The organism is Erythrobacter sp. JB1-15 (assembly GCF_057365035.1).
This window is the reverse complement of record NZ_CP200295.1, coordinates 2,733,939-2,757,635: the sequence shown is the minus strand read 5'-3', so window position 1 is coordinate 2,757,635 and position 23,697 is coordinate 2,733,939. Positions and strand designations below refer to the sequence as shown.

Genomic DNA, 23,697 nt, shown 5'->3' with positions numbered 1-23,697 from the left:
TCTGATGAGACATGGACCGCATGTTACACAGTCCAGAGACTAAAAAAGGACCGGGTGATTTACCCCTCGATCCGGCTGAAATCTGCAACCCGGTGAACCGCATCGCGAAATGCGCCAAGCAGCGCAAGGCGAGCATCGCGTTTGTCCGGGTCTGGGTCATTAACTATCACCTTGTCAAAGAACGCATCAATCGGTGCCCGCAGAGTGGCCAGCGCCGCCATGGCCGCTTCAAAGTCCTCCGCCTCAACAGCTTTGGCAGCCTTGGGAGCCGCAACGCCAAGCGCATCAATCAATGCCTTTTCGGCTGTTTCCGGCGTGTAGGAAAGGTCTTTACCAGACGGGTTTCCTTCGCTCGTCATCCCAGCGGAAGCTGGGATCGCATCCGTTTGAGCGGTGCCGCCAGTGACCCCGGCCTGCGCTGGGGTGACGTGGTTTTCCTTCTTGAGAATATTGGCCGCGCGCTTGTATCCGGCGAGCAGGTTGGTGCCGTTCTCGGTTTCGATGAACGCTTGGAGGGCATGGACGCGCGCGAGGAGCCGGACGAGGTCATCCTCTCCGCCTAGAGCGAACACCGCGTCGATCAGATCGTGACGAACGCCAGCTTCCCGTTGCTGGACTTTGAGGCGGTCGGCGAAGAAATCGAGGATTTCTTCAACAACCTTCAGAAACTCAATACCGAGCTTCTCGCCGTCTGCCTCAAGCTTCGCAAAATTTGTGGCTTTGAGCTTATCGAATAAAAGCTGAACGTTTGCGCCGTAGTCTGTTTGTAATTTGGCGATACTCGTTGCGGCCCCCAGGAAGTCCTCGCGCTGCTTTTTTAGACTGCTCATTGCAAATGCTTCTGCACCAGCAAGCGAGGTTGCATGAAGCAGCGGCATGCGCAGTGAATTGTCCAAGATAAGTGCAGCAATAGAAATTGCGGCGCGCCGAAGTGCAAACGGATCTTTCGAACCTGTCGGCTTTTCATCAATCGCAAAGAAGGAAGCCAATGTATCCAACTTATCCGCCAGCGACACCGCCACAGTCACCGGAGCAGTCGGCACATCATCACCCTGGCCCACTGGCTTATAATGATCGCGGATTGCATCTGAGACCTCGCGCGGTAAGCCTTCTTTTTCGGCATAATATCCGCCCATCAGGCCTTGCAGCTCGGGGAATTCGCCAACCATCTCAGTGACAAGGTCCGCCTTACACAGACGCGCGGCCTGTTCGGCGAAGTCGGCGTTGCCTTTGACGATCCCCTCTTCACACAGCCACCGCGCAAGCTTCGCTACCCGCTCAACCTTATCCGCAACCGTGCCCAGCTTTTCGTGGAACGTAATCCGCTCCAGCCCCTCGGCATGCTGCGCCAGGGTCTTTTTCTGATCCAGCTCCCAAAAGAAGCGCGCATCGGCCAATCTTGCGGCGAGCACTTTGCGGTTGCCATCGACCACCACGGCGGGGTCTTCGGCGGCGATATTGCTCGTGCAGATAAAGGCATTGGCGAGGCGCGTCGTGCCATCGGGCGTGCGTTCTTCGCAGACGAAGTATTTCTGGTTCACCCGCGCGGTCAGCTGGATCACCTCAGGCGGGACATCCAAAAACGCCTCATCAAACCGCCCAAGCAGCGGCACGGGCCATTCGGTCAGGCCTGCGTTTTCGATCACCAGCCCTTCGTCCTCGACCACGGTCAGGCCCGCAGCTTTCGCAGCTTTGCGCGCGCCTTCGCGGATGATCCCGGCGCGCTCTTCATGATCGACGATAACGCATGTCTCGCGCAGCTTATCGGCGTAGTCATCCGCGCCCGAAATTTCGATTTCGCCGACCGAGTGGAACCGGTGGCCCACCGTTGTGCGTCCGCTGGCAAATCCATCGGTTAGGCACGGCACGACCTCGCCATCTAGCAGCGCGACTATGCCCGACAGAGGGCGCACCCATTTGAGGCTTTCATTGCTGACAGAGGCATCGCCCCAGCGCATGCTCTTGGGCCAAGAGAAATCGCGGATAATGGCAGGGATCGCGGCGGCGAGCAGATCGGCCACCGCCTGGCCTGGCTTCTCAATCACCGCAAAGTACGTCGCGCGCCCCTTTACCTCGCGCTCCTCCAGCTGATCGCGGCTCACGCCGTTCTTGCGGCAGAACCCGTCCACCGCCTGATCGGAAGCGCCGACTGGCGGACCTTTGGCCTCATCGCGCACCCCTTCGGTCTCGGTCGGAAGCCCGCGCGCAATCAAAGCAAGGCGGCGCGGAGTGGACCAGACGGCAAGATCGCCCAGAGCAATGCCTGCCGCGTCCAATTCACGGCGGAACAGTCTCTCCAATTCAGCCCGAGCGCCTTTTTGCATGCGGGCGGGCACTTCTTCGGACAGCAATTCGAGCAGGAAATCAGCCATTAGATGAGGCTCCATTCCGGGTACTTCTCTGCCCATTGAGGCGCCATCTGCTTCGCATAAGTCTCGCAAGACCCACGCGCCAGATCGCGCACGCGGCCCATATAGCTGGCGCGTTCCTGCACGCTGATCACGCCGCGCGCTTGCAGCAGGTTAAAGATGTGGCTGGCTTCCACCGCTTGTTCATAAGCGGCGATAGGCACTTCATTTTCAAGTGCATTTTGGCATTCTGCCTCGGCCTTCGTGAACAGGTCAAACAAAGCGTCCGTTTCAGCAACCTCGAAATTCCATTTCGACATCTGCTTTTCGTTCTCAAGGAACACTTCGCCGTAAGAAACGCCGCGGCCGTTGAAATCGAGATCATAGACGCTATCGACGCCCTGCACATACATGGCGAGCCGTTCGAGCCCGTATGTCAGCTCGCCTGCGACAGGCTTGCAGTCAAACCCGCCCATTTGCTGAAAGTAAGTGAACTGGGTGACTTCCATCCCATCGCACCAGACCTCCCAGCCCAGCCCCCATGCGCCAAGTGTTGGCGATTCCCAGTCATCTTCGACAAAGCGAATATCATGGCGCAGCGGATCAATTCCGATGGCTTTGAGGCTGCCAAGATACAGATCCTGAATATCGGCGGGCGATGGTTTCAGGATGACCTGATATTGGTAATAATGCTGCAAACGGTTGGGATTTTCGCCATAGCGCCCGTCTGTCGGGCGGCGGCATGGCTGCACAAAGGCCGCATTCCAGGGCTCAGGCCCCAGCGCGCGCAAGGTTGTCGCGGTGTGAAACGTGCCCGCGCCCATACGCATGTCGTAGGGTTGCAGAACAACACAGCCCTGCGCCGCCCAGAAATCGTGTAGCGTCAGGATCAAATCCTGAAACGATGCCTTGGGATTGCGCGCGGGAAGCTGGATTTCAGGCTCTAAACTCATGGCAGCCGCCCATGCAGGATGGCCCGTTTATCGTCAATGCCGCAGCGCAGCACAGATGTGCGCGAATTTGGGCCATTTGACCTTGTTGCGCAACGCTCTATCTTACCTCGCAAAGGAGACATCATGAAACTTCGCTCAACACTCACCGCTTCTGCTGCCGCATTCGCAATGCTTTACGCCGCCCCCGCTTTTGCAGATCATCACGCTGCTGCCGAAGTGCCTGCCGAGGCCGATGCCGCAGCTGAGCCTGAGGGCGCGCCGGCAATGTGGCTGGTGTCTGATGAGGACACCACCATTTACATGCTTGGCACGGTCCATATGCTGCCCGATGATGTCGAATGGTATGCAGGCCCGATAAAAGCCGCTTTGGATAGCGCAGACACTCTCGTCACCGAAATCGATATGACGCCTGAAAAGATGGAAGAGGCGGCAGTGCTGATGGGAACGCTTGGCATGCTGCCTGAAGGGCAGACATTGCGCGGTCTTATGACAGAGGAACAGCGCACCACCTTTGAGGCAGGCCTGGCGAAAATCAACGTCCCTGCTGAAACCTTTGATACGATGGAGCCGTGGTTCGCGTCGTTAATAATGACACAGATCATCGCGCAGGCTTCTGGTTTTACACCTGAAAAAGGGGTGGAGTCGGTTTTGGAAGAGAAGGTCGGGCCCGATGTAGGGCGCGGTGCGCTTGAGACGATCCAGAGCCAGTTGGCTGCATTTGATGAAATGCCGATCGATGCGCAAATGGACTTTCTGATTGAAGGCTCAAAAGACCCACTTGAAGGGATCACCTTGTTGAACCAGTTGGTCGATCTTTGGGCCATGGGCAAAGTGGATGAACTCGCCGATCTGATGGATGATGGCTTTGCCGACAACACCGTGCTCGCAGAACGCTTGCTCTACAACCGCAATGCCGCTTGGGCTCAGTGGATCGCAAAACGCCTTGATACACCGGGAACAGTCTTCATTGCAGCGGGCGCCTTGCACTTTGCGGGCGATATGAGCGTGCAGGATTATCTCAGCAAAGAAGGCATTGCGACCGAGCGATTGCAGTAACGCGCTCATTCTCGCTTACGCTAGCTCACCGTGTATTTTCGGCAGGTTCTCTCAGCCGCGCTCTTTGGTCTCGCCGCGCTCACCCTAAGCGCGTGCGGACCGGATGATCGTGCGGCTGAGCCAGCCCTTGCCGCGGACCCCATCGTTTACGAGATCACCAATGCGGGCGGCGAAATCGAAGGATGGATGCTGGGCACAATCCACGCCTTGCCCGATGATACCAAATGGCGCTCTGCTGCGACGGAAAAGGCAATTGACGGGGCCGATTATGTCATGGTCGAGGTTGCCAATTTATCCGACCGCGCTGGGATCGCCAAAACTCTTGCGCAGCTGTCCACTTCGACCGATCTGCCTGACCTAACTGCACGCGTCGGCCCCGAACACCGCGAAGAGCTCGCCAAACTGGTCGAACGCTCGCAATTTTCCCTCGCCGATTTCAAAGCGACAGAGACATGGGCAGTCGCCCTGATGCTCTCGCAAGTCGGCGCGGCGGGCGATCCTGCCAATGGGGTTGACCGCGCCGTAATCGCCGATTTTTCAGGGCGTGATGTGATCGAATTGGAAGGGGCCGAGAATCAGCTGAGAATTTTTGACGAGCTGCCCGTAGAGGATCAGCGCGATCTCCTTGAAGGAGTCATCACCGAAATCGCAATGCGGGATGACCAGACCGATAAACTGCGCACCGCCTGGATCACCGGCGATGAAGCGACCCTGATCGAAACGACGCAAAGCGGTATTATGGCAGACCGCGAATTGCGCGATGCCTTATTGGTTCAGCGCAATCGGGATTGGGACAAACAGCTCGCCGCAGCACTTACAAAACCCGAAAAACCCCTCGTCGCGGTTGGCGCTGCGCATCTTGTAGGGGCAGCTGGACTGCCGGCCATGCTGGAAGACCGCGGCTACACGGTGACCCGCATCCACCAATAGGCGCGCGCTTACCCGCAAAAGGCTTGCGTTTTCGCCCATCCCCGGTATGTGCGCCCTTCCCAAGCGTTCTGGTCATCCCTGGAGGCGGCGCGCTGGAAGACAATACTGTAAACAATGCATTCGAAAGGCACGTATTATGAGCGAAGCTCTTAACCTGCCCGCCGAAGCGCGCGAACGGGCTGGCAAGGGAGCCTCCCGTGCACTTCGCCGCGAAGGTCGGGTTCCTGCTGTTATTTATGGCGGAAAAGAAGAACCGGTAACAATCCATGTTGAAGAAAAGCTGCTCGTCAAGCAATTGATGACAGGGCACTTCATGAACTCAATCGTGCAGGTTGAGCTGGGTGGTGACAAGGTTCGCACGCTTCCCAAAGACGTTGCGCTGCACCCGGTAACGGATCGCCCGACCCACGTGGATTTCCTGCGTCTTTCGAAAGATGCGAAAGTTGATGTCTCGATCCCAGTGGTCTTCATCAACGAGGAAGAATCGCCCGGCCTCAAAAAAGGCGGCGTTTTGAACGTGGTCCGCCACGAGCTGGAATTGATCTGTGCCGCAGACAAAATTCCCGGCGAGATCGCTATCGATGTCACCGGCAAGGAAGTTGGTGATTCGATCCACATTTCCGAAGTCACTCTGCCCGAAGGCAGCGAAAGCGCGATCACAGACCGCGATTACACCATCGCGACCCTCGTTGCTCCATCCGCGCTCAAGAAGAGCGAAGACGAAGCAGAAGAAGGCGAAGAAGTGGCAGCCGATGAGGTTGAAGCCACCAATCAGAAAGACGATGGCGACGGCGAAGAAGGCGGCGAATAAGCCCCACTCCTTCGGTCATCGAACCAATCACCAAGGCACCGGGCTCCCACAAGGGGTCCGGTGTTTTGTTTTGTGACGCGCAGCGCTAGGGAGCGCAGATGCAGATTTGGGTAGGCCTTGGAAATCCGGGACCGCGCTATGCGCTTCACCGGCACAATATCGGTTTTATGGCGCTGGATGTGCTGGCGGACATGCACGGCTTTGGCCCGGTGCAAAAGAAGTTTTCCGGATGGGTGCAGGAAGGCCGGATTGGCCCGCATAAAATCCTGCTGCTCAAACCCGCTACCTTTATGAATGAAAGCGGACGCAGCGTGGGCGAAGCGATGCGGTTCTATAAACTCGATCTGGACGCGCTTACGGTGTTCCATGATGAGCTTGATCTGGCCCCGTTCAAGATCAAGGTGAAACAGGGCGGCGGGCATGCTGGGCACAATGGGCTGCGCTCTATCGACCAGCATCTGGGTGCCGCTTTTCGCCGGGTTCGCATCGGGATTGGTCATCCGGGGCACAAGGAAAGAGTGAACGCGCACGTGCTGGGCAATTATGCCAAGGACGAGCAGGATAATCTGGCGGCCATGCTTGGCGCCATCGGAGCAGAGGCGCAGTGGCTGGCCGATGATAACAATCCCCGCTTCATGAGCGAGATTGCCATGCGAATGCAGGACTAAACGCTGCAAACCCAAAGGCAGGCAGCAAGCCGGCCTGCCCCTTCCCCGCTGCGCTCTTCCGTTAACCAAATCGCTTTGATGGTTAACCGGAATAACCCGCACAGAAATTCTGATCCGATGCGGCACAGCCCCCGTTTCGCGCGGGACAGCGCGCCCAGCCTCCATTAGTTAAAAATCAATAACGAACTGGTTTTTAACCAATTGCTTTAGGGGTTATTGTTCACATGAGCCGCGAATTCATCCTTCCCGCCATTTTCACCGTCATGGTCATCGGCATGACGATCTTTCCTGACCGTAGCGAAGTATTCGGATCGGACGACGGCGACACCGCCAGCGAAATCGCCGCATTGGACAACGCCGCGCAAGGCTGAAGCCGCTGCGTGAGCCACGAAAACTGACCCAAAAAGGAACGGTGCAAAGCGGACCAGCGCGTTGACTTGGAAAAGTCACAGGCCTGTGGTTAACGCGGATTAACGGATCGCATATGACGATCCACGGGGGAACTATGCGTAAAGATGTTATCATGCCGCTGGTGCTGACGGTTATGGCCGTGTGCTTGGCTGGCGCGCCCACGGCTGCCAAAGACCTGTCCTCAATCGGCTCTGTCATCGATCAGATTGGATCGAAAGTCCAAGACCTGCACCAGGACAACTCCGCCGACTAAGCGTGTTCACAAGTTGTTGCCTGAAGGGCGTGCCTTGCATAGTGGTCGTGAGGCACGCCCTCTTTTTGTGCGCATTGCGTGCACGCAACATTGGCCCTTACGCTTGACGGGCGGCAAACAAATCTCAAAGAGGCAGCAACCTATCCAGGCACAGCCATTGGCACCCGCCAATCAGGCAACGCCGATGCACTCAAGGATCATCTCACATGGGCTTTCGTTGCGGAATTGTCGGCCTGCCCAATGTCGGCAAATCAACTTTGTTCAACGCGCTTACAGAAACGCAATCGGCGCAGGCGGCAAACTATCCGTTTTGCACGATTGAACCCAATGTGGGCCAGGTCGCGGTGCCTGATGAACGGCTCGACCAAATCGCGGCAATTGCGAAAAGCGCCAAGGTTGTCGCGACGCAACTGGCCTTTGTCGATATCGCCGGATTGGTCGCAGGGGCCAGCCAAGGCGAAGGATTGGGCAACCAGTTCCTCGGCAATATCCGCGAGGTTGATGCCATCGTGCATGTGCTGCGCTGTTTCGAAGATGACGACATTCAACATGTCGCCAATACGGTTGATCCCATCGCAGACGCCGAAGTGGTCGAAACCGAATTGATGCTTGCTGATCTGGAAAGCCTAGAGAAACGCGTGCCCAACGCTCAAAAACGAGCCACCAGCGGCGACAAGGAAGCCAAGATCCTCGCAAGCGTGCTGGGTCAGGCGTTGGACCTCTTGAAAGATGGCAAGCCCGCCCGCCTAACCGAACCCAAGGATGACGAAGAAGCGCGCATGTTTGCTCAGGCGCAATTGCTCACCGCCAAACCCGTCCTGTATGTTTGCAACGTTGCTGAGGAAGATGCGGCCAAAGGCAATGCCATGTCCGCCAAAGTCTTCGCCAAAGCCGAAGCCGAAGGCGCGCAGGCAGTCGTCGTCTCCGCCGCAATCGAAGCGGAATTGGTAGAAATGCCGGCAGAAGACCGCGGCGAATTTCTGGCAGAATTGGGCCTTGAAGAAAGCGGCCTCGCCCGCGTCATCCGCGCGGGCTACACTTTGCTTGGCTTGCAAACCTTCTTCACCGCTGGCCCCAAGGAATCGCGCGCCTGGACTTTTCCCAAAGGTGCAAAAGCCCCGCAAGCCGCCGGCGAAATTCACACGGATTTTGAACGAGGGTTTATCCGCGCAGAAACGATCGCTTTTGACGATTACGTGGCGCTCGGCGGTGAAGCCCCTGCACGCGATGCGGGTAAACTACGCCAGGAAGGCAAGGATTACGACGTTCAGGATGGGGATGTGATGCTGTTCAAGTTCAATGTGTGATAAGATTGAATCATATGTATATTCCTCGGATTGAACATCGGAACGAGGGCTGAGTAAGCGTGTACGGTCGTTTGCGCCCAACGCTTGTTCTTCATGAGTCAGTAAAAATACAACAGATCTACCACTGCTTCACCAAATGCTGCACCTCAAAAGCAATTGATTTACTTGAACTAAGGGGATTTTGGGTGGAGGTAACACACTGCGACCTCAAATCCTCCGCAAAATCTTTATGTGTTGTAAAACATGTAAGTCCTATTGCGCTAACAATACATACGACTACAAGGGTAAATCGGTTATCCGCGATGTTTTGTGGGGCTTGATTGGTGAGTGACGAAACAGGTTCCGACGAAGATAACGAAGCAAGCGGCGCGTTTAATGATCATGTGAAGTTTCTCTCGATAACAGAACGCATGAGTGCTGCGGAGGCGCGCGACTTTCTGAGCCTCGTTCTGCATAGCATTCCAGATGTCGTGTTTATTAAGGATGCGCAGTTCCGCCATATTCAAGGCAATGCAGCTTTCTTTGATTTGTTTCCCGAGGACATGCGTCAAACCGTGTTGGGTTCCACTGGCGCTGAAGAGATCGCGCCTCAGGACGTCGAGGCCTTTCAGGCCAAAGACCGTGAGGCTTTTGAAAACGGGCATTCAGAGACGACAGAGATTGTTACGGTCGCCGGCCAAGAACCCCGTAGATATCACACCAAGAAAATTCGGTTCGAAACGCAAGACGGGACACCTTATCTGCTTGCTTTGGCACGCGATGTAACCGCTGCCCACAAGGCAGAAGAACAGCTTCGTTCAGCGGTCACCTTTCAAGATCTGATGCTCGATCACATCCCCGATATGGTGTTTGTTAAAGACCAAGATTTCAAAATCATCAAAGCCAATGAGAATTTCCTCAACGTCTATCCAAGCGACGTGCGCGCGACTGTCATCGGTTCCACCACAATCGAACAATATGACGAGGAGGAACGAGAACAATTTCTAAGACAAGACAGAATCGCATTTGAAGCTGGCTTTTCTGAAACTGAGGAAGACATCACCTTCCCGGACGGACAACGCCGCGTTCTTTTCACTAAGAAAGCGAGATTTGAAGACGAAGATGGCGAACCGTTCGTGCTTGGCATCGGCAGGGACATCACTGAACTGGTCGAAGCGCGCAAAGACAATGAGCTTTCCATCGCATTGCTCAACACCGTGTTTGAAACCGTTACCGGCGCGATCATTGGTCTCGATAACGACAAGCAAGTGTTGATGATAAACAACGCTGCACGTCAAATGCTCGGCGGTAAGTCCACCGAAACTCCGTTTGCCTGGCCGGATGATATCGAATTCCTTGATCCTGCCGATATGCAGCCGCTGGAATCCTCACACGATCCCATTGCGCGGGCGCTGATCGGACATGCCATTGGTGGCGAAGTGCATTTGATGACCCGCAGGTCATCGTCCGAAAGTCGATATGTGCGCGTGACCTCATCTGAAGTGAAAAGCGCAAGCACTGCCTTACGGACAGTGATCGTACTTGATGACGTATCCGAGGCGGAACGCAACCGGCAGCATATAGAACGCCAGTCACGGCTTGATGCTCTAGGCCAGCTAACAGGCGGGATCGCGCATGATTTCAACAATCTGCTCAACACGATGCAATATGCTCTCGAACTGATCCGACGCGATGACCTGAGCGAGCGAAGTCAGCGATCCGTCGCAGCGGCGCTAAAATCGATCACTCGCGGGTCAGATTTGACCAATCGCCTATTGGCGTTTGCCAAGAAACAGCCCTCTCGCGCGGCCGCCCATCCCTTGCGTGAGGTTCTGTCTGATGTGCGAGAGCTGGTTGGCCCTGCAATCGAAGCATCTTTGGCGGTCGAATTTGCCGAAGCGGATGAAGACTATCTGGTGTATTGCGATTCAGGCCAATTGCAGAACGCCATTCTCAATCTGATACTCAACAGCCGCGATGCGATCATGCAGCACAACAAGGGCAATCTGATCCGGATCGACTCGCGCGCAATAGATGCACTGCCCACGGAAAAATCGAAAGACGGCGAGCAACAATCTGGCGAACCGGAAGAGTATCCTGAAGTTCCCGATGGCGATGCCAAGGCCGGGCATTCACGCCGATATATAGAGGTTTCGGTTTCCGATAACGGCCCCGGCATGACCAAAGCCGTTGCAAGCCGCGCCCTTGATCCTTTCTTCACCACCAAAGGCGTCAATTCAGGAACCGGGCTGGGCCTGTCGATGGTTTATGGCTTTGTCCAGCAGGCCAATGGTGACCTGCGCATCTACACAGAGGAAGGCGAAGGCACCGCCGTCAAGCTGTATTTACCGCGCGGATCTCGCGATATCGGGCTGGAAAAGCCCACCGAACTTGATCCGCTTACTCTGGGTTCTGGCGAGACAATTATGCTCGTGGAGGATGAAGAATATCTGCTCGAGCAGATGGCCGAGTTGTTGAAAGAGCTGAATTACAACGTTCTTAGAATACCCAACGGAAGAGCAGCGCTTGCCGTGTTGAGGGACGGCGCACGGCCCGATTTGATCCTGACGGATGTTGTCATGCCGGGCGGGATTGGCGGTTTTGAACTGGCCCGCAATGCACGCGAAATCATTCCCGATATCCCGATCATTTACATGTCGGGGTACACAGGTTTCACCGATGAAGAAATGGGCGATGTTATCGCGCCGCTGCTGCCCAAACCATCTTCTCCAACCATGACCTCGAAACAAATCAGATCCGTGCTCGACAGGGCGAAAAAGTAAGGCAAATCATGGCGAAGATCTTGGTGATGGAAGACTGCACACTGCAGTCCATGATGCTCTCAGATTGGTTGGAGCTGGACGGCCATGAGGTCCAAGTGGCTCACACAGGAGCCGAGGCCTTAAAACAGCTGCAAGAGCAAAGCGATTTCGATCTGCTTATAACGGACATGTATGGCGGCGAAGACAATGACGAGGCACAAGGGCTGGATCTTATTACTGCGGTTCGCAATGGCGATCACGGGGGATCAATTGATCTTCCGATTGTGTCGATGTCGGGCGTGGAAATGGACGCCGTTTTGTCCAATCTTACAGAAAATCAGCCTGGAACACCTGCAAAAAGCGATGAGCATTTTGTGAAGCCTATTGACCTTGCTGCGTTTTCAGAAACGATAGCTGGGCTTATCGTGGGTAACGAAAAGCCGCCGCAGGCTTCTTCTGAAGGTCGCGCAGGCCCGCCCAAAACCGCGCATTAAGAAAGCGCTTAGGTATTCACGCGTATTAACCTGTGCTCAAGCCGGCCGTCATGATTCAGGCGTGACAGCGGGTTTTGTTAGCGTGAGATAACCTCGCATCTTGCACGATATCTCACGACGATTTGAAAGTGTGTTTCGTGATGAATGTCTTGACCAGACCTGAAATGATGCTCGAACACAAATGGCCTGACCGAGGAGCGTATTCGTGGCGAAAAACAAAGCTAAAACGATTCTCATTCTCGAAGACGACGTCGAATTTGGCCCGCTCCTGAAATGGTCTCTAGAAGAGGAAGGGTTTATCGTAACGCTCCATGTCGATGCAACAAGCGCGCTTGACCATATCGAAGCCAATGATGTGGACCTCGTTATCTCCGATCTGTTGATCAAAAAAGACGGGCACTTTTTGCAGGATGGCGGGATTAAACTCATCTCGACGCTCAAGAAAATTCTCGGTCACCCTGCTCCTGTGATTGCGATCAGCGGCTCTTTTGCAACCGATCAATATCAGGCAATTTCAACAGCCATGACAATGGGCGCGGACAAAACGCTGGCAAAACCTATCAAGCCTACCGAACTGATTGAATTGGTGCGCACCTATTTGTGAGGGTTGGCGGAAAGAACCCGTCCGGTTTGGCTTCAATGCCGGCCGAAAAGCTTTTCCACATCGTCCATGCTGAGTTTGACCCAAGTGGGCCGGCCATGATTGCATTGGCCTGATCGCGGAGTGGCTTCCATTTCGCGCAGCAGCGCGTTCATTTCCGCCACGCTCAACACTCGCCCGGCCCGAATCGATCCGTGGCAGGCCATGGTGGCGAGGACATAGTCCAGTCTTTCAGCAAGTAACAAGGCGCCGCTGTCAGATTGGGGGCCGTGTTTGGCAATATCGTCAGCAAGGTCGCGCAGCAATTTTGCGCTGTCCGCTTTGGCAATAGCGGCGGGCACAGCGCGCACCAACATTGCAGCCGGGCCAAACCGTTCAACCGACAATCCATACCGCGCAAGGCCGTCAGCGGCTTCTTCGAGGCGGTCGCAATCAACCTCGTCCATCTCGACGACGTCAGGCACGAGCAAAGCCTGCGAGCGTTGCGCGGCCTCAGCAGCGCCAGACGCTTTCAGCCTTTCCAGCACAAGGCGTTCATGCGCGGCGTGTTGATCGACCAGAACCAGACCGTCGGCGCTTTCGGCGATGATGTAAGTGTTCGCCACCTGTCCGCGCGCAATCCCCAGCGGATATTGCGCAGCACCCTGAGGCAAAGGTTCCGCCTGCTCTGCCCGCCCCTGAGGAAGCGCCTGATCGCTTTGCCCTTCGGCAGCGCTGTTCCAATCCACTCGCGGCTCTGCGACCTGCCCTGAAGAAGCAGACCAATCGCGACCTTCAAAGATAGAGCGCAGCGCAGGTGCGGCTTCGGGAGCCGGCACAACCGGTTCCGCTTGCCAGCGCCCCATCGCCGCGCGGTCCGGCCCTTGGGCAGAGCGCTGATCGCCCGTCGCCAAAGCCTGCCGCAAGCCCGAAACGATAAATCCGCGCACCCCGCTCGCATCGCGAAAGCGGACCTCGGTCTTAGCCGGATGGACATTCACATCCACATCCTGCGGCGCAATATCCAGAAACAGCGCCAGCACAGCGTGCCGATCCCGCGCGAGCATATCAGAGTACGCGCCCCGCACCGCGCCTGTCAGCAATCTGTCTTTCACCGGACGGCCATTGACGAACAGGTATTGGTGATCGGCAATCCCGCGATTGTAGGTTGGCAATCCGGCAATCCCGGTCAGCCGCATGATGCCGCTTGGCCCGCCGCGTTCAAGATCAATGGCGACCGAATTGTCTTTCAGCTCGCGCGCGACAATCTGCGCAACACGCGACGCAAGATCGTCCTGACCCTGCGTTGTGAGAACTTTGCGGACCTTGCCCGATACTTCGTTCGTCAAGGTGAAGGCGATATCGGGCCGCGCCATTGCGAGGCGGCGCACGCAATCGAGGCTCGCAATATGCTCGCTGCGTTCGGTGCGCAGAAACTTGCGCCGCGCGGGCACTTTGCCAAACAGGTTTTCCACCCTCACTCGCGTTCCCGGAGGCAATGCCGCCGGGCCTTGATCGACGATTTCGCCATGATCTATCCGGCATCGCCAGCCCGTGTCCGCATCATGCGGGCGGCTTTCGATGGTCACTTCGGCAACGCTGGCGATCGAAGGCAAGGCTTCGCCCCGGAAACCCAGCGAGGTGACCATTTCAATCGCTTCATCGGGCAGTTTGGATGTCGCATGGCGTTCCAGCGCCAAGGCAATATCATCTGGTCCCATCCCACAACCATTATCGGTGACTTCCAGCGACCCCAGCCCGCCCCCTTTTAGAGCGATAGCGATTCGCGAAGAACCAGCGTCAATCGCGTTCTCCACCAGCTCTTTGAGCGCAGCGGCAGGGCGTTCGACCACTTCGCCTGCCGCAATTCGGTTCACCAGACCGGGCGGAAGACGGCGGATATGGGGGGTATTACCAATCATTGGTCGCAAACTAGCCGCGATCTGACCCGGTTTCGAGGGTTGCCGTGAATAAATTGGCGTCTCGTCAACAAAATTTTGGCCTTTTGGCACTGGATTCGCTAGGCGCGAAAGATGTTGCATTAATCGGGGCACGAAACCTTGCAGGGGGTCTGCAAGTCACGCCCGGCAGCCGTGGAATACAAACGCAATGAGCTTCTTTTCGAATCTGTTTAAATTCGGGTCGCAGAATATGGCGATCGATCTGGGGACAGCCAACACGCTGGTCTATGTGCAGGACCAGGGCATTATCCTCAACGAACCCTCTGTCGTCGCGATTGAGACGATCAATGGGATCAAGCGCGTCAAAGCGGTGGGCGATGATGCCAAGATGATGATGGGCAAGACACCCGACACCATCGAAGCGATCCGCCCCTTACGCGATGGCGTGATTGCAGATATCGAAATCGCCGAGGAAATGATCAAACATTTCATCCGCAAAGTGCACGGAAAGCGCAACCTGTTCCGCTATCCTGAAATCGTGATCTGCGTGCCCTCAGGCTCAACTTCGGTCGAAAAACGCGCCATTCGCGATGCGGCCTCCAACGCTGGCGCATCGGAAGTTCACCTGATCCTTGAACCCATGGCGGCCGCAATCGGTGCCGATATGCCTGTGACAGAGCCCGTGGGATCGATGGTCGTCGATATTGGTGGCGGCACGACAGAGGTCGCCGTTCTGTCGCTGCGCGGTCTGGCCTACACCACATCGGTGCGCACGGGCGGCGATAAGATGGACGAGGCAATCGTCTCCTATGTCCGCCGGCACCACAACCTGCTGATCGGTGATGCAACCGCTGAACGCATCAAGAAGGATTACGGCATCGCCGTCGTTCCCGAAGACGGCGCGGGCGAAAGCATCACATTGAAAGGCCGCGATCTGGTCAACGGCGTGCCCAAGGAAATCACCATCAATCAGGCGCATGTGGCAGAGGCTTTGTCCGAACCCATCGGCGCGATCGTCGAAGGTGTGCGCATCGCGCTTGAAAACACGGCTCCCGAACTCGCCGCTGACATTGTCGATCAAGGCATCGTGCTCACCGGCGGCGGCGCGCTGATCCGCCGGTTGGATGAACATTTGCGCGAAGAGACAGGCCTGCCCGTCTCTATCGCCGAAGACCCCCTCACCTGCGTTGCGATTGGTACGGGCCGGGCGATGGAAGACCCGATCTATCGCGGCGTTTTGATGACTGCGTAAACCTCCTATAAGGGTCGCTCGCAAGACGGAAAAAAGGACAAAGGCAAGCCATGGCGTCGCCATCATCGCGCCGATCGGGCTTTTCGAAGAAGGCGCAATATTCAGTCTTTACTGGCTATGTTCTCGCCTCGCTTGGGGCGCTGATTGGTCTTGCCCTCTTGATTTTGTCCATGTGGCAACCCGCCAGCTTTGCACCTTTGCGCGGCGCAGCGCAGGATGTGACCGCGCCTGCTGGTGTTGCAACGGCCGTTGTGCGCGATGAGACGACCGACTGGTGGGAATACCTTTCAGGCTATTTCGAAGCAGCGGATCAAAACGCGGCCTTGCGCGAAGAAGTTGAACTGGCGCGGATCAAATTGGCAGAGGCAGAAGCGCTGGAGCAAGAGAATGAGCGGCTGCGTTCGCTCATCGCACTGGCTGACAGCGAAATTGAACCTGTCGCGGTGACCAGGCTGATCGGGTCCAGCGCATCGAGCAGCCGCCGCTTTGCCACAATTAGTGCAGGCCGCAATCAGGGAATCGAGGTTGGCATGCCCGTGCGATCCCCGCGCGGCGTGGTGGGCAGAGTGCTCGAAGTGGCGCGCGGTTCGTCACGCGTCCTACTGCTTACCGATAGCGAGAGCATCGTGCCTGTGCGCCGCACATCCGATGACAATGTCGCTTTTGCCGAAGGGCGCGGGGATGGCCTCTTGCGCATTCGGCTTATCAATTTGGGTTTGAACCCGTTTGAAAAAGGCGATGTCTTCGTAACATCAGGGGCCGGCGGCTATTACCGTCCCGGCGTCGCCGTCGCGATTATGAGCGAAATTCTGCCTGATGGCGGTCTTGCGCAATTGATTGCTGATCCGGCAGCGACGGACTTTGTCTCGGTTGAACCCATCTATGAACCCGAAGGCGTCGCCGCATCGCAGATCCCGATTGAGGAACCGCTGAGCGATGATGTGTTGAGCGATACCCCGCAAATCAACCTGCCCGCAGGCGCTGAAACCCCGGCAGAATAATGGCCCGCCTCAGCCCAATATCGCGCGCAGATCGCTTTCAGAACCGCATCAATCACGAACAATCGCCGTGGCGTGCGCTTATGGTGCCCTATGCCTCGATCATGATGGCAAGCTTTCTACCTGTGCTTTTTCTGGCGATTGTGATGCCCACTTTTCCGCCGATGGGTTTTTTGATGCTGATTGCATGGCGGATTATGCGGCCCGGCCTTTTGCCAATTTGGGTCGGCGTGCCGCTGGGCGCATTTGATGATCTGTTCAGCGGCCAGCCATTTGGCAGTGCCATATTCCTTTGGTCGATCACAATGATCATGCTGGAAATCATCGAAAGCCGCTTTCCCTGGCGCGGTTTCTGGCAGGATTGGTTCGCCGCGACGCTTGCCATTATCGGTTATGTTCTGTCCGCTATTGTAGTATCAGGGGGCAATGTGACCCCTTTCCATTTATTTTCAGCAGTGCCTCAAATCGTCTTCTCCGTTCTGTTTTATCCAATCCTTGCCCGCATCATCGCGCGGCTTGATCGCTTTCGCCTTGCCCGTTCGCGGAGGGTGGGGTGATAAACTGGAAGAAATGGCGCAGCGGTCAGGCAAAGCGGCGCCCCTCAAAAATCGTCAACGCATCAACGCTCAAAAATGCCTTTGATCGCCGGGCGGTCATGCTTGGCACGTTTCAGGGCGGCATCGCCGTGCTGCTGGCGGGGCGGATGGGCTATCTCGCGATTGCTGAGAATGAGAAATATCGGCTCGAATCCGAAAGCAACCGCGTCAATCTGACGCTGATCCCGCCTCGGCGTGGATGGATATTGGACCGCAATGGTTCCCCGCTTGCCACCAATCGCGCGGATTTTCGTGTCGATGTGATCCCTGAACGTCTCTCAGAGCCAGAAAAAACGGTCGATCAAATCGGCGAGCTGCTCAAACTGGAGCCTGCGCGCATAGCGGACATCAAGCGCAATGTGCTCGAACAAAAGGGCTATCAACCGGTCGAAGTTGCGAGCGGTTTGAACTTTGATGAATTCGCAGCGCTCAGCGTGCGCCTGCCCGATATGCAGGGCGTAATCCCGCAGCAGGGTTTTGCCCGCTATTACCCCACCGCATCCAGCGTCGCGCATCTGATCGGCTATGTCGGCCCGGCAGATGCCGAACAATACGCTGAGGAAGATAGAAATCCTCTGCTGCTCACCCCGGGCTACAAAATCGGCAAGGATGGGCTGGAGCGCCGGTTTGAAACCAATCTACGCGGCATTCCCGGCGCGCGGCGCGTGGAGGTCACTGCATCGGGCCGGGTCGTTCGCGATCTGGAAAAGCGCGATGATGAACAAGGCGACCCGGTCAAGCTGACGATTGATGGCCCGCTGCAGGATTACGCCGCCCGCCGCATCGGGCTGGAAAGCGGATCGGTTGTCGTGATGGATTGCCTGACGGGCGACCTGCTCTGCATGGCATCTATGCCCAGTTTCGATCCCAACAGCTTTTCCGATGGGATTGGCAGCATCGAATACGCCATGCTGCGTGAAGACGAACGCGTGCCCCTGCGCAACAAAGTGCTTCAGGGTCTCTACCCGCCCGGCTCAACCATCAAACCCATGCATTGCATGGCGTTCCTGGCAGAAGGGGTGAAACCCACCGACACAATTGTGTGCGGCGGCGGCAGGCAGATCGGCAACCGCTTTTTCCGCTGCCACTCAAGCCATGGCGTTGTCGATATGGACAAGGCCATCGCACAAAGCTGCGACAGCTATTTCTATCATTTCGCGCAGGTTATCGGCTTTGATAAGGTCGCCAATATGGCCAAGCTGATGGGCATGGGCCAGCAATACCCCCTACCCGTCTCCAGCCAGTTTTATGGCACGGTGCCCGATCCTGATTGGAAGCTGAAGAAATTCGATCAGCCCTGGCGCGCGCATGACACGGTAAACGCATCCATCGGGCAAGGATATTACCTCGCCAGCCCGCTGCAACTGGGCGTGCTTGCAACCCGGCTTGCGACCGGAAAAGTGGTCAATCCTCGTCTAGTGATCGACGATGCCAAACCGACCATCAAGAGCTATAATTTCAACGAAGACGAAATGGCCTATATCCGGCAAGCCATGAGCAATGTGGTGAATGGCGCAGGCACTGCTCGCCGTGCGCGATTGCCTTTGCCGGGCGTCAAACTTGCGGGCAAGACAGGCACAGCGCAGGTCGTTTCCTTGAGCGTATCTGATGGCCGCAGCGGTCCGTGGAAATACCGCGATCATGGCCTCTTCGTGTTCTTCGCCCCGTTTGACAATCCGCGCTATGCAGGCGCGGTTGTGATTGAGCATGGCGGCGGGTCCGGTTCAGCCTATCCGATTGCCCGCGATGTGATGACATTCATGTTCGATCCGCAACGCGGGCTCGATCAATTGCGCGAATTGGAACGGGCCTGGGGCGGAACGGCGCAGCAACGGCTCGAAAAACGCTATGCCGCTTATGCCGCCGAACGCGGGGAAAGCGTGACCCGCCCGCCTAGCCGCGATGAAGAAATCTTCGACATGGTTGAAGCAGAAGCGCGCCTTGCGGCCTCTCAATCAGAAGAAATCGCTGACGATGCGATCATTCCGCGCGCCGATCAGGCGGCATCGGGAACACCAATCGCTGACACAGCGCCGACGCCGCGAGGCCCGGCGCAATGAATTCCATCGTCCCAGAACCCATAGCGCGCCAGCCCTGGGGGATGTTGATCCCGCTGTTTATGCTCGTCGCGTTTGGTGCAGCCGTATTGTTTTCAGCCGCGGGCGGATCAATGCAGCCATTCGCTTCCTCGCATCTTATGCGTTTTGGAGTGGCGCTCGGCATTGCCGCGTTTATTTCGGTCCTGCCCAAACCGCTCGTCAAATTTATGACCTATCCTGCTTATGTCATAATCTTACTGATGCTGATCGGGGTGGAGATTGTTGGCCAAGTGAACGGTGGCAGCCAGCGTTGGCTCAACCTAGGGTTCATGGTGCTGCAACCGTCCGAATTGATGAAGCCGGTGATTGTGGTCACGCTGGCGCATTTCTATTCATCGCTGCCTTTGGGCATGATCGCGACCTGGCGCGCCATATTGCTGCCGGGAGCTTTGATTATGCTGCCGGTTGCGTTTGTTCTGCTTCAGCCTGATCTGGGCACATCGCTTGCCATCGTGTTCGGCGGAGCGGTGGTTATGCTGCTGGCGGGATTGCCGCTGCGCTGGTTTATTGGCGCTGGTGTTGCGGGCGCTGCGCTTGCGCCTTTGGTGTTTTATTTCGGTCTACAGGACTATCAACAGCGCCGGGTCATGACCATGTTTGACCCGGAATCGGACCCGCTGGGCGCTGGCTATCACATCACGCAATCCAAGATCGCCATTGGATCGGGGGGCATTTTTGGCAAAGGCTTCAACGAAGGTTCGCAAAGCCATTTGCAGTACCTCCCTGAACCCCACACCGATTTCGTGTTTGCCACAATGGCGGAAGAATGGGGCCTGCTCGGCGGGATTTTCGTGATTGGAATATTCACAATCATCCTGCGCTGGGGCCTACGCGTCGCGCGGCAATCGCAGGATCGCTTTGCTGCGCTGATGGCGGCGGGCATGAGCGCGACGATCTTTTTCTACATCGCGGTCAATCTGCTCATGGTGATGGGTTTTGCGCCCGTCGTTGGCATCCCCTTGCCGTTTATGAGCCATGGGGGATCATCCATGTTGACCAATATGATCTGCATCGGCGCGCTGATGATGGTCAATCGCTGGAACCAGAATGCTCCGCGCGGCGGGCTTAGCGGCCTGTCTTAACTGCGATATCCGGTCCGATTAATCAGCAGTGCTTTCCGGCACATCGGCGCTCAACTTTTCCCCGCCAACCATCACGATAACCGTGCGCGCAATGATCTGAATGTCGAGCGCAAAGCTGCAATTGTCGATATACCAATGGTCCAGCGCGACTTTTTGGTCGAGCGTCAGCAGCGTGTTCCCGCTCACCTGCGACCATCCGGTCAGGCCCGGCCGCACCGATTGGCGTTTCACCCCCGCCGCTCCCAGATCACGGATCGTTTCGGGAAGGAGAGGCCGCGGACCGACAATCGCCATATCGCCTGTGACGACATTCCAAATGCCCGGCAGTTCATCAATGCGCGACCGGCGCAGGAACTTTCCGATGCCTGTCGTGCGCGCCTCATCGGGCAGCAATTCACCCTTTTCATCGCGCGTGTCGCGCATGGACCGGAACTTGATAAGCTCAAAAGGGACAGAATTTTTGCCCGCGCGCATTTGGCGAAACATAACGGGGCGGCCTTGGAAAATGATAACCAGCACCGCCAGAACGAGCAGCACCGGCAGGATCGCAAGCAGCACAATCAGTGCAAGCAGCCGGGTGAGAAGCGAGATCATGCTTGCCCTTCCTCGTTCAAAATGTTGGCGCGCATTTTGACCAGCACATCTTCAAGCGTATCGGGTTTATATCCATGCGCTGAGAGCCGCGTGCAATCAATCGCGGGAAAGCCAGTATCGGGCGCGCCGTGCGGGCCGCTTTCGTTGATATTGACCGGCGCGGCGCACACTTTCGCGATTGTCACTGCGAGGTCTTCCAATGTGTACCGCTGGCCAGAGGAGAGGTTGAAATCACCTTCAAGGTGTTCCTGCGCTGCCAGCAAAAGGCCATCAGCCACATCGTCCAAGCCCACCATATCAGCGCCATATTCCGGGTTCGCCAAAGCGATAGTTTTGCCCGACATGGCGATATCAAGGAACTTGCTCGCCAGATCATTGCCCGTCCCGATGACCGATGAAATGCGCAGGATTGCCATAGGTATACCAAGCTTGCGGCAGGTCTCGCGCGCATAGGCTTCCTGCGCGGCCTTGGATGAAAGGTACAGCGTGCGGCTTTGCGGGCGGATGGGAGTGTTTTCATCGGCGCGTTCGACATCGGGATCGTAGATATTGGCGCTCGATGCCATCACGATATGCGCCACGCCAGCTTTGGCCAGCGCTTCGATAAAGCGGCCTGTGCCCAGCACATTGGTGCTCCACAAAGCCGCAGCGGCTGCCTCATCACCAGGGTTGGTATCAACACAAGCGGCCAAATGCACCGCGCAATCAGCGCCATCCAGCGCATCGCCCAAGGCGAAGTCTGACGCGGTCAGATCAAATTTTTGCCATTCACAATTGGCAGGCAGAGAATCAGGCGCGGTCCGGCTCAGCAGGACAAGGCTGTGCCCCGCCGCCGCTGCGCGTTCGGCAAATGCCCGGCCAACCGTGCCGGTTCCGCCTGTAACCGCAATGCGCATTACGCTCCGGCCTTTGGCTCTCGCGCCAGATCGTCTGGCAGCAATTGTTCTTCCAAAAAGCGGACGACGGTGCCTTTATGAATGTCGGGCTGCGTGATCGCTTCGCCGAACAGCAATTTGCCCAGCACCATGTTGACCTCGTTAAAACCAAGCAGCGCGCGCATGGGCGTAGTCCCGGAATACCGGGCGTTGATCTCAAACAGACGGAATACCCCGTCAGGCCCTTTGCGGAATTGAAAGTTTGCGGGGCCGTAAGGTTGCAGCGCCTGAGCCAGATTGCGGACATATTCCTCGCATTCGGGATATTCGCCCGCATAGGCGCGGAATGTGTTGCCATCGCGCAGGTCGCGGCGAAGGACGATGCTGGCTTTCACTTCGCCATCGAAACACAAAGCCCCAGCGGTGTATTCCTGATCGTCAGGCCCTGCCCATTGCTGCACCACCAGCCCCTCACGCCCTTCCAGCGCCGCATCGAGTTCCGTCCTGTTGCTGACCATCGAAACACCGACAGCGCGCGCGCCTATGCGCGGTTTGACGATAAGCGGAAAGCCGATGTCAGCGACCAAAGCGTCAATCGCATCTGCATCCTCACCCGGAACCGATTTTGGAAAAGGCAGCCCATTCGCCTCAAGCCAGCGAGCGGTTTTCAGCTTGTCATCGGCAATCGCAATGATCTGGGGCGAACTAACCACGATATGGGTGCCGAAACGCTCCTCCCATTCTGCGCGGTTCTCCGCGAAGATATCCAGCTCTACATCCGTGCCGACGAGAACAGCGGCGGGTTTTTCCCGTTCCAGCATTGCCTCAATCGCAGGTTTGTAAGCGGGGTCTTTCGCCATCGGCAAAAGCCCGTGGCTGTCGCCCCAATACAGCCCCGGCGAACGCGGGTCTGGGTCAAGGCAATGCACCTGATATTCTCGCGAGGCGATTTTGAGGGATTTGATAATCCCCTGCCCCAAAACAGCGCCCGCGCCAGTTACCGCAATTTTTGTCATTGATAGAACCTGCAAAGCATAGATTTGGTATCATCCGAAAGGCCGTTGGTCGCCGTGATTGCGGCACAATGGTCTTCGGTATCAAAGGGGATTGGACGCGTTTCGACCGACAGATCGCCACTTTCCAATTTCACCATTGTCCATGATGGCCCTTGTTCGGTTTTGCTGCGCGGCTGGCCAACCGAATTCACCACGTGCACCTGTGTCCCGTCGTCAGCACAAAAGAATTTGGGCCGGTGCAGATGGCCGAAAATCCCTGCACGAAAGCCCCGCTCCGACAGCGTTTTCGCCGCCGCGCCCTGCAATTCCTCATTCGACAGATAGGTCCAATCACCATAGCCCCACGGATTGGCATGCGCGAACAGCACATTACCCCACGCCCATTCCGGGATCCATTCCAGCTTTGCAGGCCAAGTCTCGCCCAATTCACGCCAGGTCCATTCGACGGATTCGCGGATCCAGTCGGGCAGTTTGTCAAAATAGGCAGACCGCTTTTCGGTCATATCGATATAGAGCTGTTCGTGGTTTCCCCCGACCAGGAAAGCACCATCGCGCTCCATCGCTTCAATCGCAAGATCCATGCATTCAGCGGGATCCACGCCATAGGTGAACAAATCACCCAGTAGGATCATCTGATCAAACCCTTCGGCGCGCGCGTCTTTCAACGCAGTGCGAAAAGGCGCTGCCACCGAATGGACATCAGAGATAACCGCGATACGCATATGGTTTGAT

At 56.7% G+C, this 23,697-nt stretch carries 22 protein-coding genes; 15 read left to right on the top strand and 7 right to left on the bottom strand.

From position 1 onward, the window contains the following. Positions 1 to 59: 59 nt before the first annotated feature. Both glyS and AC0V6L_RS13305 read right to left on the bottom strand, forming a co-directional pair. On the bottom strand, positions 60 to 2,372 hold the full coding sequence (gene glyS / locus AC0V6L_RS13310) for a glycine--tRNA ligase subunit beta (RefSeq protein ID WP_486154673.1): 2,313 nt from the start codon (positions 2,370 to 2,372) through the stop codon (positions 60 to 62). After that, a complete protein-coding gene (locus AC0V6L_RS13305; protein ID WP_486154672.1) occupies positions 2,372 to 3,301 on the bottom strand; it encodes a glycine--tRNA ligase subunit alpha in 930 nt (309 codons plus the stop codon). The genes glyS and AC0V6L_RS13305 overlap by 1 nt, the downstream gene beginning before the upstream one ends. Positions 3,302 to 3,424: 123 nt before the next feature. Here AC0V6L_RS13305 and AC0V6L_RS13300 point away from each other — a divergent pair, with 123 nt between their 5' ends. From AC0V6L_RS13300 to AC0V6L_RS13255, 10 genes are all read left to right on the top strand, one after another. Then, positions 3,425 to 4,357, top strand: a complete 933-nt coding sequence (locus AC0V6L_RS13300; RefSeq protein WP_486154671.1) for a TraB/GumN family protein — start codon at positions 3,425 to 3,427, stop codon at positions 4,355 to 4,357. Between the two features lie 30 nt (positions 4,358 to 4,387). Beyond that, positions 4,388 to 5,287, top strand: coding sequence for a TraB/GumN family protein (locus AC0V6L_RS13295; RefSeq protein WP_486154670.1), 900 nt, complete (start codon positions 4,388 to 4,390; stop codon positions 5,285 to 5,287). 136 nt (positions 5,288 to 5,423) lie between these two features. Continuing rightward, positions 5,424 to 6,098 (top strand): 50S ribosomal protein L25/general stress protein Ctc, encoded by a 675-nt coding sequence (locus AC0V6L_RS13290; RefSeq protein ID WP_486146082.1) that lies wholly within the window; start codon positions 5,424 to 5,426, stop codon positions 6,096 to 6,098. A 98-nt stretch (positions 6,099 to 6,196) separates the two neighbouring features. Further along, positions 6,197 to 6,766, top strand: a complete 570-nt coding sequence (gene pth / locus AC0V6L_RS13285; RefSeq protein WP_486154669.1) for an aminoacyl-tRNA hydrolase — start codon at positions 6,197 to 6,199, stop codon at positions 6,764 to 6,766. Positions 6,767 to 6,990: 224 nt separating this feature from the next. Continuing rightward, positions 6,991 to 7,137 (top strand): hypothetical protein, encoded by a 147-nt coding sequence (locus tag AC0V6L_RS13280; RefSeq protein WP_486154668.1) that lies wholly within the window; start codon positions 6,991 to 6,993, stop codon positions 7,135 to 7,137. Between the two features lie 134 nt (positions 7,138 to 7,271). Further along, complete coding sequence (locus AC0V6L_RS13275; protein ID WP_486154667.1) at positions 7,272 to 7,430, top strand: hypothetical protein; 159 nt, start codon at positions 7,272 to 7,274, stop codon at positions 7,428 to 7,430. Positions 7,431 to 7,636: 206 nt separating this feature from the next. Continuing rightward, complete coding sequence (gene ychF / locus AC0V6L_RS13270; RefSeq protein ID WP_486154666.1) at positions 7,637 to 8,737, top strand: redox-regulated ATPase YchF; 1,101 nt, start codon at positions 7,637 to 7,639, stop codon at positions 8,735 to 8,737. Positions 8,738 to 9,060: 323 nt separating this feature from the next. Further along, positions 9,061 to 11,499, top strand: a complete 2,439-nt coding sequence (locus AC0V6L_RS13265; protein WP_486154665.1) for a PAS domain-containing protein — start codon at positions 9,061 to 9,063, stop codon at positions 11,497 to 11,499. A gap of 8 nt (positions 11,500 to 11,507) precedes the next feature. Continuing rightward, positions 11,508 to 11,972 carry a response regulator gene (locus tag AC0V6L_RS13260; protein ID WP_486154664.1) on the top strand — a complete coding sequence of 155 codons (465 nt, stop codon included), beginning with the start codon at positions 11,508 to 11,510 and terminating at the stop codon, positions 11,970 to 11,972. 205 nt (positions 11,973 to 12,177) lie between these two features. Next, positions 12,178 to 12,576: a response regulator gene (locus tag AC0V6L_RS13255; protein ID WP_486154663.1), complete on the top strand. Its 399-nt coding sequence runs from the start codon at positions 12,178 to 12,180 to the stop codon at positions 12,574 to 12,576. A 32-nt stretch (positions 12,577 to 12,608) separates the two neighbouring features. Here AC0V6L_RS13255 and mutL read toward each other — a convergent pair whose 3' ends face one another. Next, positions 12,609 to 14,474 carry a DNA mismatch repair endonuclease MutL gene (mutL, locus tag AC0V6L_RS13250; RefSeq protein WP_486154661.1) on the bottom strand — a complete coding sequence of 622 codons (1,866 nt, stop codon included), beginning with the start codon at positions 14,472 to 14,474 and terminating at the stop codon, positions 12,609 to 12,611. A gap of 187 nt (positions 14,475 to 14,661) precedes the next feature. On the opposite strand from mutL, the gene AC0V6L_RS13245 reads away from it, so the two are divergent. From AC0V6L_RS13245 to rodA, 5 genes are read left to right on the top strand one after another with little or no spacing between them, the layout of a single operon-like run. Then, on the top strand, positions 14,662 to 15,705 hold the full coding sequence (locus AC0V6L_RS13245; protein ID WP_486146064.1) for a rod shape-determining protein: 1,044 nt from the start codon (positions 14,662 to 14,664) through the stop codon (positions 15,703 to 15,705). A 50-nt stretch (positions 15,706 to 15,755) separates the two neighbouring features. Further along, complete coding sequence (gene mreC / locus AC0V6L_RS13240; RefSeq protein ID WP_486154660.1) at positions 15,756 to 16,706, top strand: rod shape-determining protein MreC; 951 nt, start codon at positions 15,756 to 15,758, stop codon at positions 16,704 to 16,706. Further along, complete coding sequence (gene mreD, locus AC0V6L_RS13235) at positions 16,706 to 17,260, top strand: rod shape-determining protein MreD (RefSeq protein ID WP_486154659.1); 555 nt, start codon at positions 16,706 to 16,708, stop codon at positions 17,258 to 17,260. The genes mreC and mreD overlap by 1 nt, the downstream gene beginning before the upstream one ends. Next, on the top strand, positions 17,257 to 19,359 hold the full coding sequence (gene mrdA / locus AC0V6L_RS13230) for a penicillin-binding protein 2 (protein ID WP_486154658.1): 2,103 nt from the start codon (positions 17,257 to 17,259) through the stop codon (positions 19,357 to 19,359). Before mreD ends, mrdA begins: the two co-directional genes overlap by 4 nt. After that, entirely contained in the window at positions 19,356 to 20,480 is a 1,125-nt protein-coding gene (gene rodA, locus AC0V6L_RS13225) for a rod shape-determining protein RodA (RefSeq protein WP_486154657.1), read from the top strand. The genes mrdA and rodA overlap by 4 nt, the downstream gene beginning before the upstream one ends. An 18-nt stretch (positions 20,481 to 20,498) precedes the next feature. Here the strand turns inward: rodA and AC0V6L_RS13220 are convergent, their stop codons facing one another. From AC0V6L_RS13220 to AC0V6L_RS13205, 4 genes are read right to left on the bottom strand one after another with little or no spacing between them, the layout of a single operon-like run. Next, positions 20,499 to 21,074, bottom strand: coding sequence for a sugar transferase (locus AC0V6L_RS13220; protein WP_486154655.1), 576 nt, complete (start codon positions 21,072 to 21,074; stop codon positions 20,499 to 20,501). Beyond that, entirely contained in the window at positions 21,071 to 21,970 is a 900-nt protein-coding gene (locus AC0V6L_RS13215) for an NAD-dependent epimerase/dehydratase family protein (RefSeq protein WP_486154654.1), read from the bottom strand. The genes AC0V6L_RS13220 and AC0V6L_RS13215 overlap by 4 nt, the downstream gene beginning before the upstream one ends. Further along, complete coding sequence (locus tag AC0V6L_RS13210; RefSeq protein WP_486154653.1) at positions 21,970 to 22,965, bottom strand: ATP-grasp domain-containing protein; 996 nt, start codon at positions 22,963 to 22,965, stop codon at positions 21,970 to 21,972. Before AC0V6L_RS13210 ends, AC0V6L_RS13215 begins: the two co-directional genes overlap by 1 nt. After that, complete coding sequence (locus AC0V6L_RS13205) at positions 22,962 to 23,687, bottom strand: metallophosphoesterase family protein (protein ID WP_486154652.1); 726 nt, start codon at positions 23,685 to 23,687, stop codon at positions 22,962 to 22,964. Before AC0V6L_RS13205 ends, AC0V6L_RS13210 begins: the two co-directional genes overlap by 4 nt. Positions 23,688 to 23,697: the final 10 nt, after the last annotated feature.

Coding starts and splice junctions, on each gene's coding strand:
- glyS (WP_486154673.1), bottom strand. CDS start 2,372: ATGGCTGATTTCCTGCTCGAATTGCTGTCCGAAGAAGTGCCCGCCCGC.
- AC0V6L_RS13305 (WP_486154672.1), bottom strand. CDS start 3,301: ATGAGTTTAGAGCCTGAAATCCAGCTTCCCGCGCGCAATCCCAAGGCA.
- AC0V6L_RS13300 (WP_486154671.1), top strand. CDS start 3,425: ATGAAACTTCGCTCAACACTCACCGCTTCTGCTGCCGCATTCGCAATG.
- AC0V6L_RS13290 (WP_486146082.1), top strand. CDS start 5,424: ATGAGCGAAGCTCTTAACCTGCCCGCCGAAGCGCGCGAACGGGCTGGC.
- pth (WP_486154669.1), top strand. CDS start 6,197: ATGCAGATTTGGGTAGGCCTTGGAAATCCGGGACCGCGCTATGCGCTT.
- AC0V6L_RS13280 (WP_486154668.1), top strand. CDS start 6,991: ATGAGCCGCGAATTCATCCTTCCCGCCATTTTCACCGTCATGGTCATC.
- AC0V6L_RS13275 (WP_486154667.1), top strand. CDS start 7,272: ATGCGTAAAGATGTTATCATGCCGCTGGTGCTGACGGTTATGGCCGTG.
- ychF (WP_486154666.1), top strand. CDS start 7,637: ATGGGCTTTCGTTGCGGAATTGTCGGCCTGCCCAATGTCGGCAAATCA.
- AC0V6L_RS13260 (WP_486154664.1), top strand. CDS start 11,508: ATGGCGAAGATCTTGGTGATGGAAGACTGCACACTGCAGTCCATGATG.
- mutL (WP_486154661.1), bottom strand. CDS start 14,474: ATGATTGGTAATACCCCCCATATCCGCCGTCTTCCGCCCGGTCTGGTG.
- AC0V6L_RS13245 (WP_486146064.1), top strand. CDS start 14,662: ATGAGCTTCTTTTCGAATCTGTTTAAATTCGGGTCGCAGAATATGGCG.
- mreC (WP_486154660.1), top strand. CDS start 15,756: ATGGCGTCGCCATCATCGCGCCGATCGGGCTTTTCGAAGAAGGCGCAA.
- mreD (WP_486154659.1), top strand. CDS start 16,706: ATGGCCCGCCTCAGCCCAATATCGCGCGCAGATCGCTTTCAGAACCGC.
- rodA (WP_486154657.1), top strand. CDS start 19,356: ATGAATTCCATCGTCCCAGAACCCATAGCGCGCCAGCCCTGGGGGATG.
- AC0V6L_RS13220 (WP_486154655.1), bottom strand. CDS start 21,074: ATGATCTCGCTTCTCACCCGGCTGCTTGCACTGATTGTGCTGCTTGCG.
- AC0V6L_RS13215 (WP_486154654.1), bottom strand. CDS start 21,970: ATGCGCATTGCGGTTACAGGCGGAACCGGCACGGTTGGCCGGGCATTT.
- AC0V6L_RS13210 (WP_486154653.1), bottom strand. CDS start 22,965: ATGACAAAAATTGCGGTAACTGGCGCGGGCGCTGTTTTGGGGCAGGGG.
- AC0V6L_RS13205 (WP_486154652.1), bottom strand. CDS start 23,687: ATGCGTATCGCGGTTATCTCTGATGTCCATTCGGTGGCAGCGCCTTTT.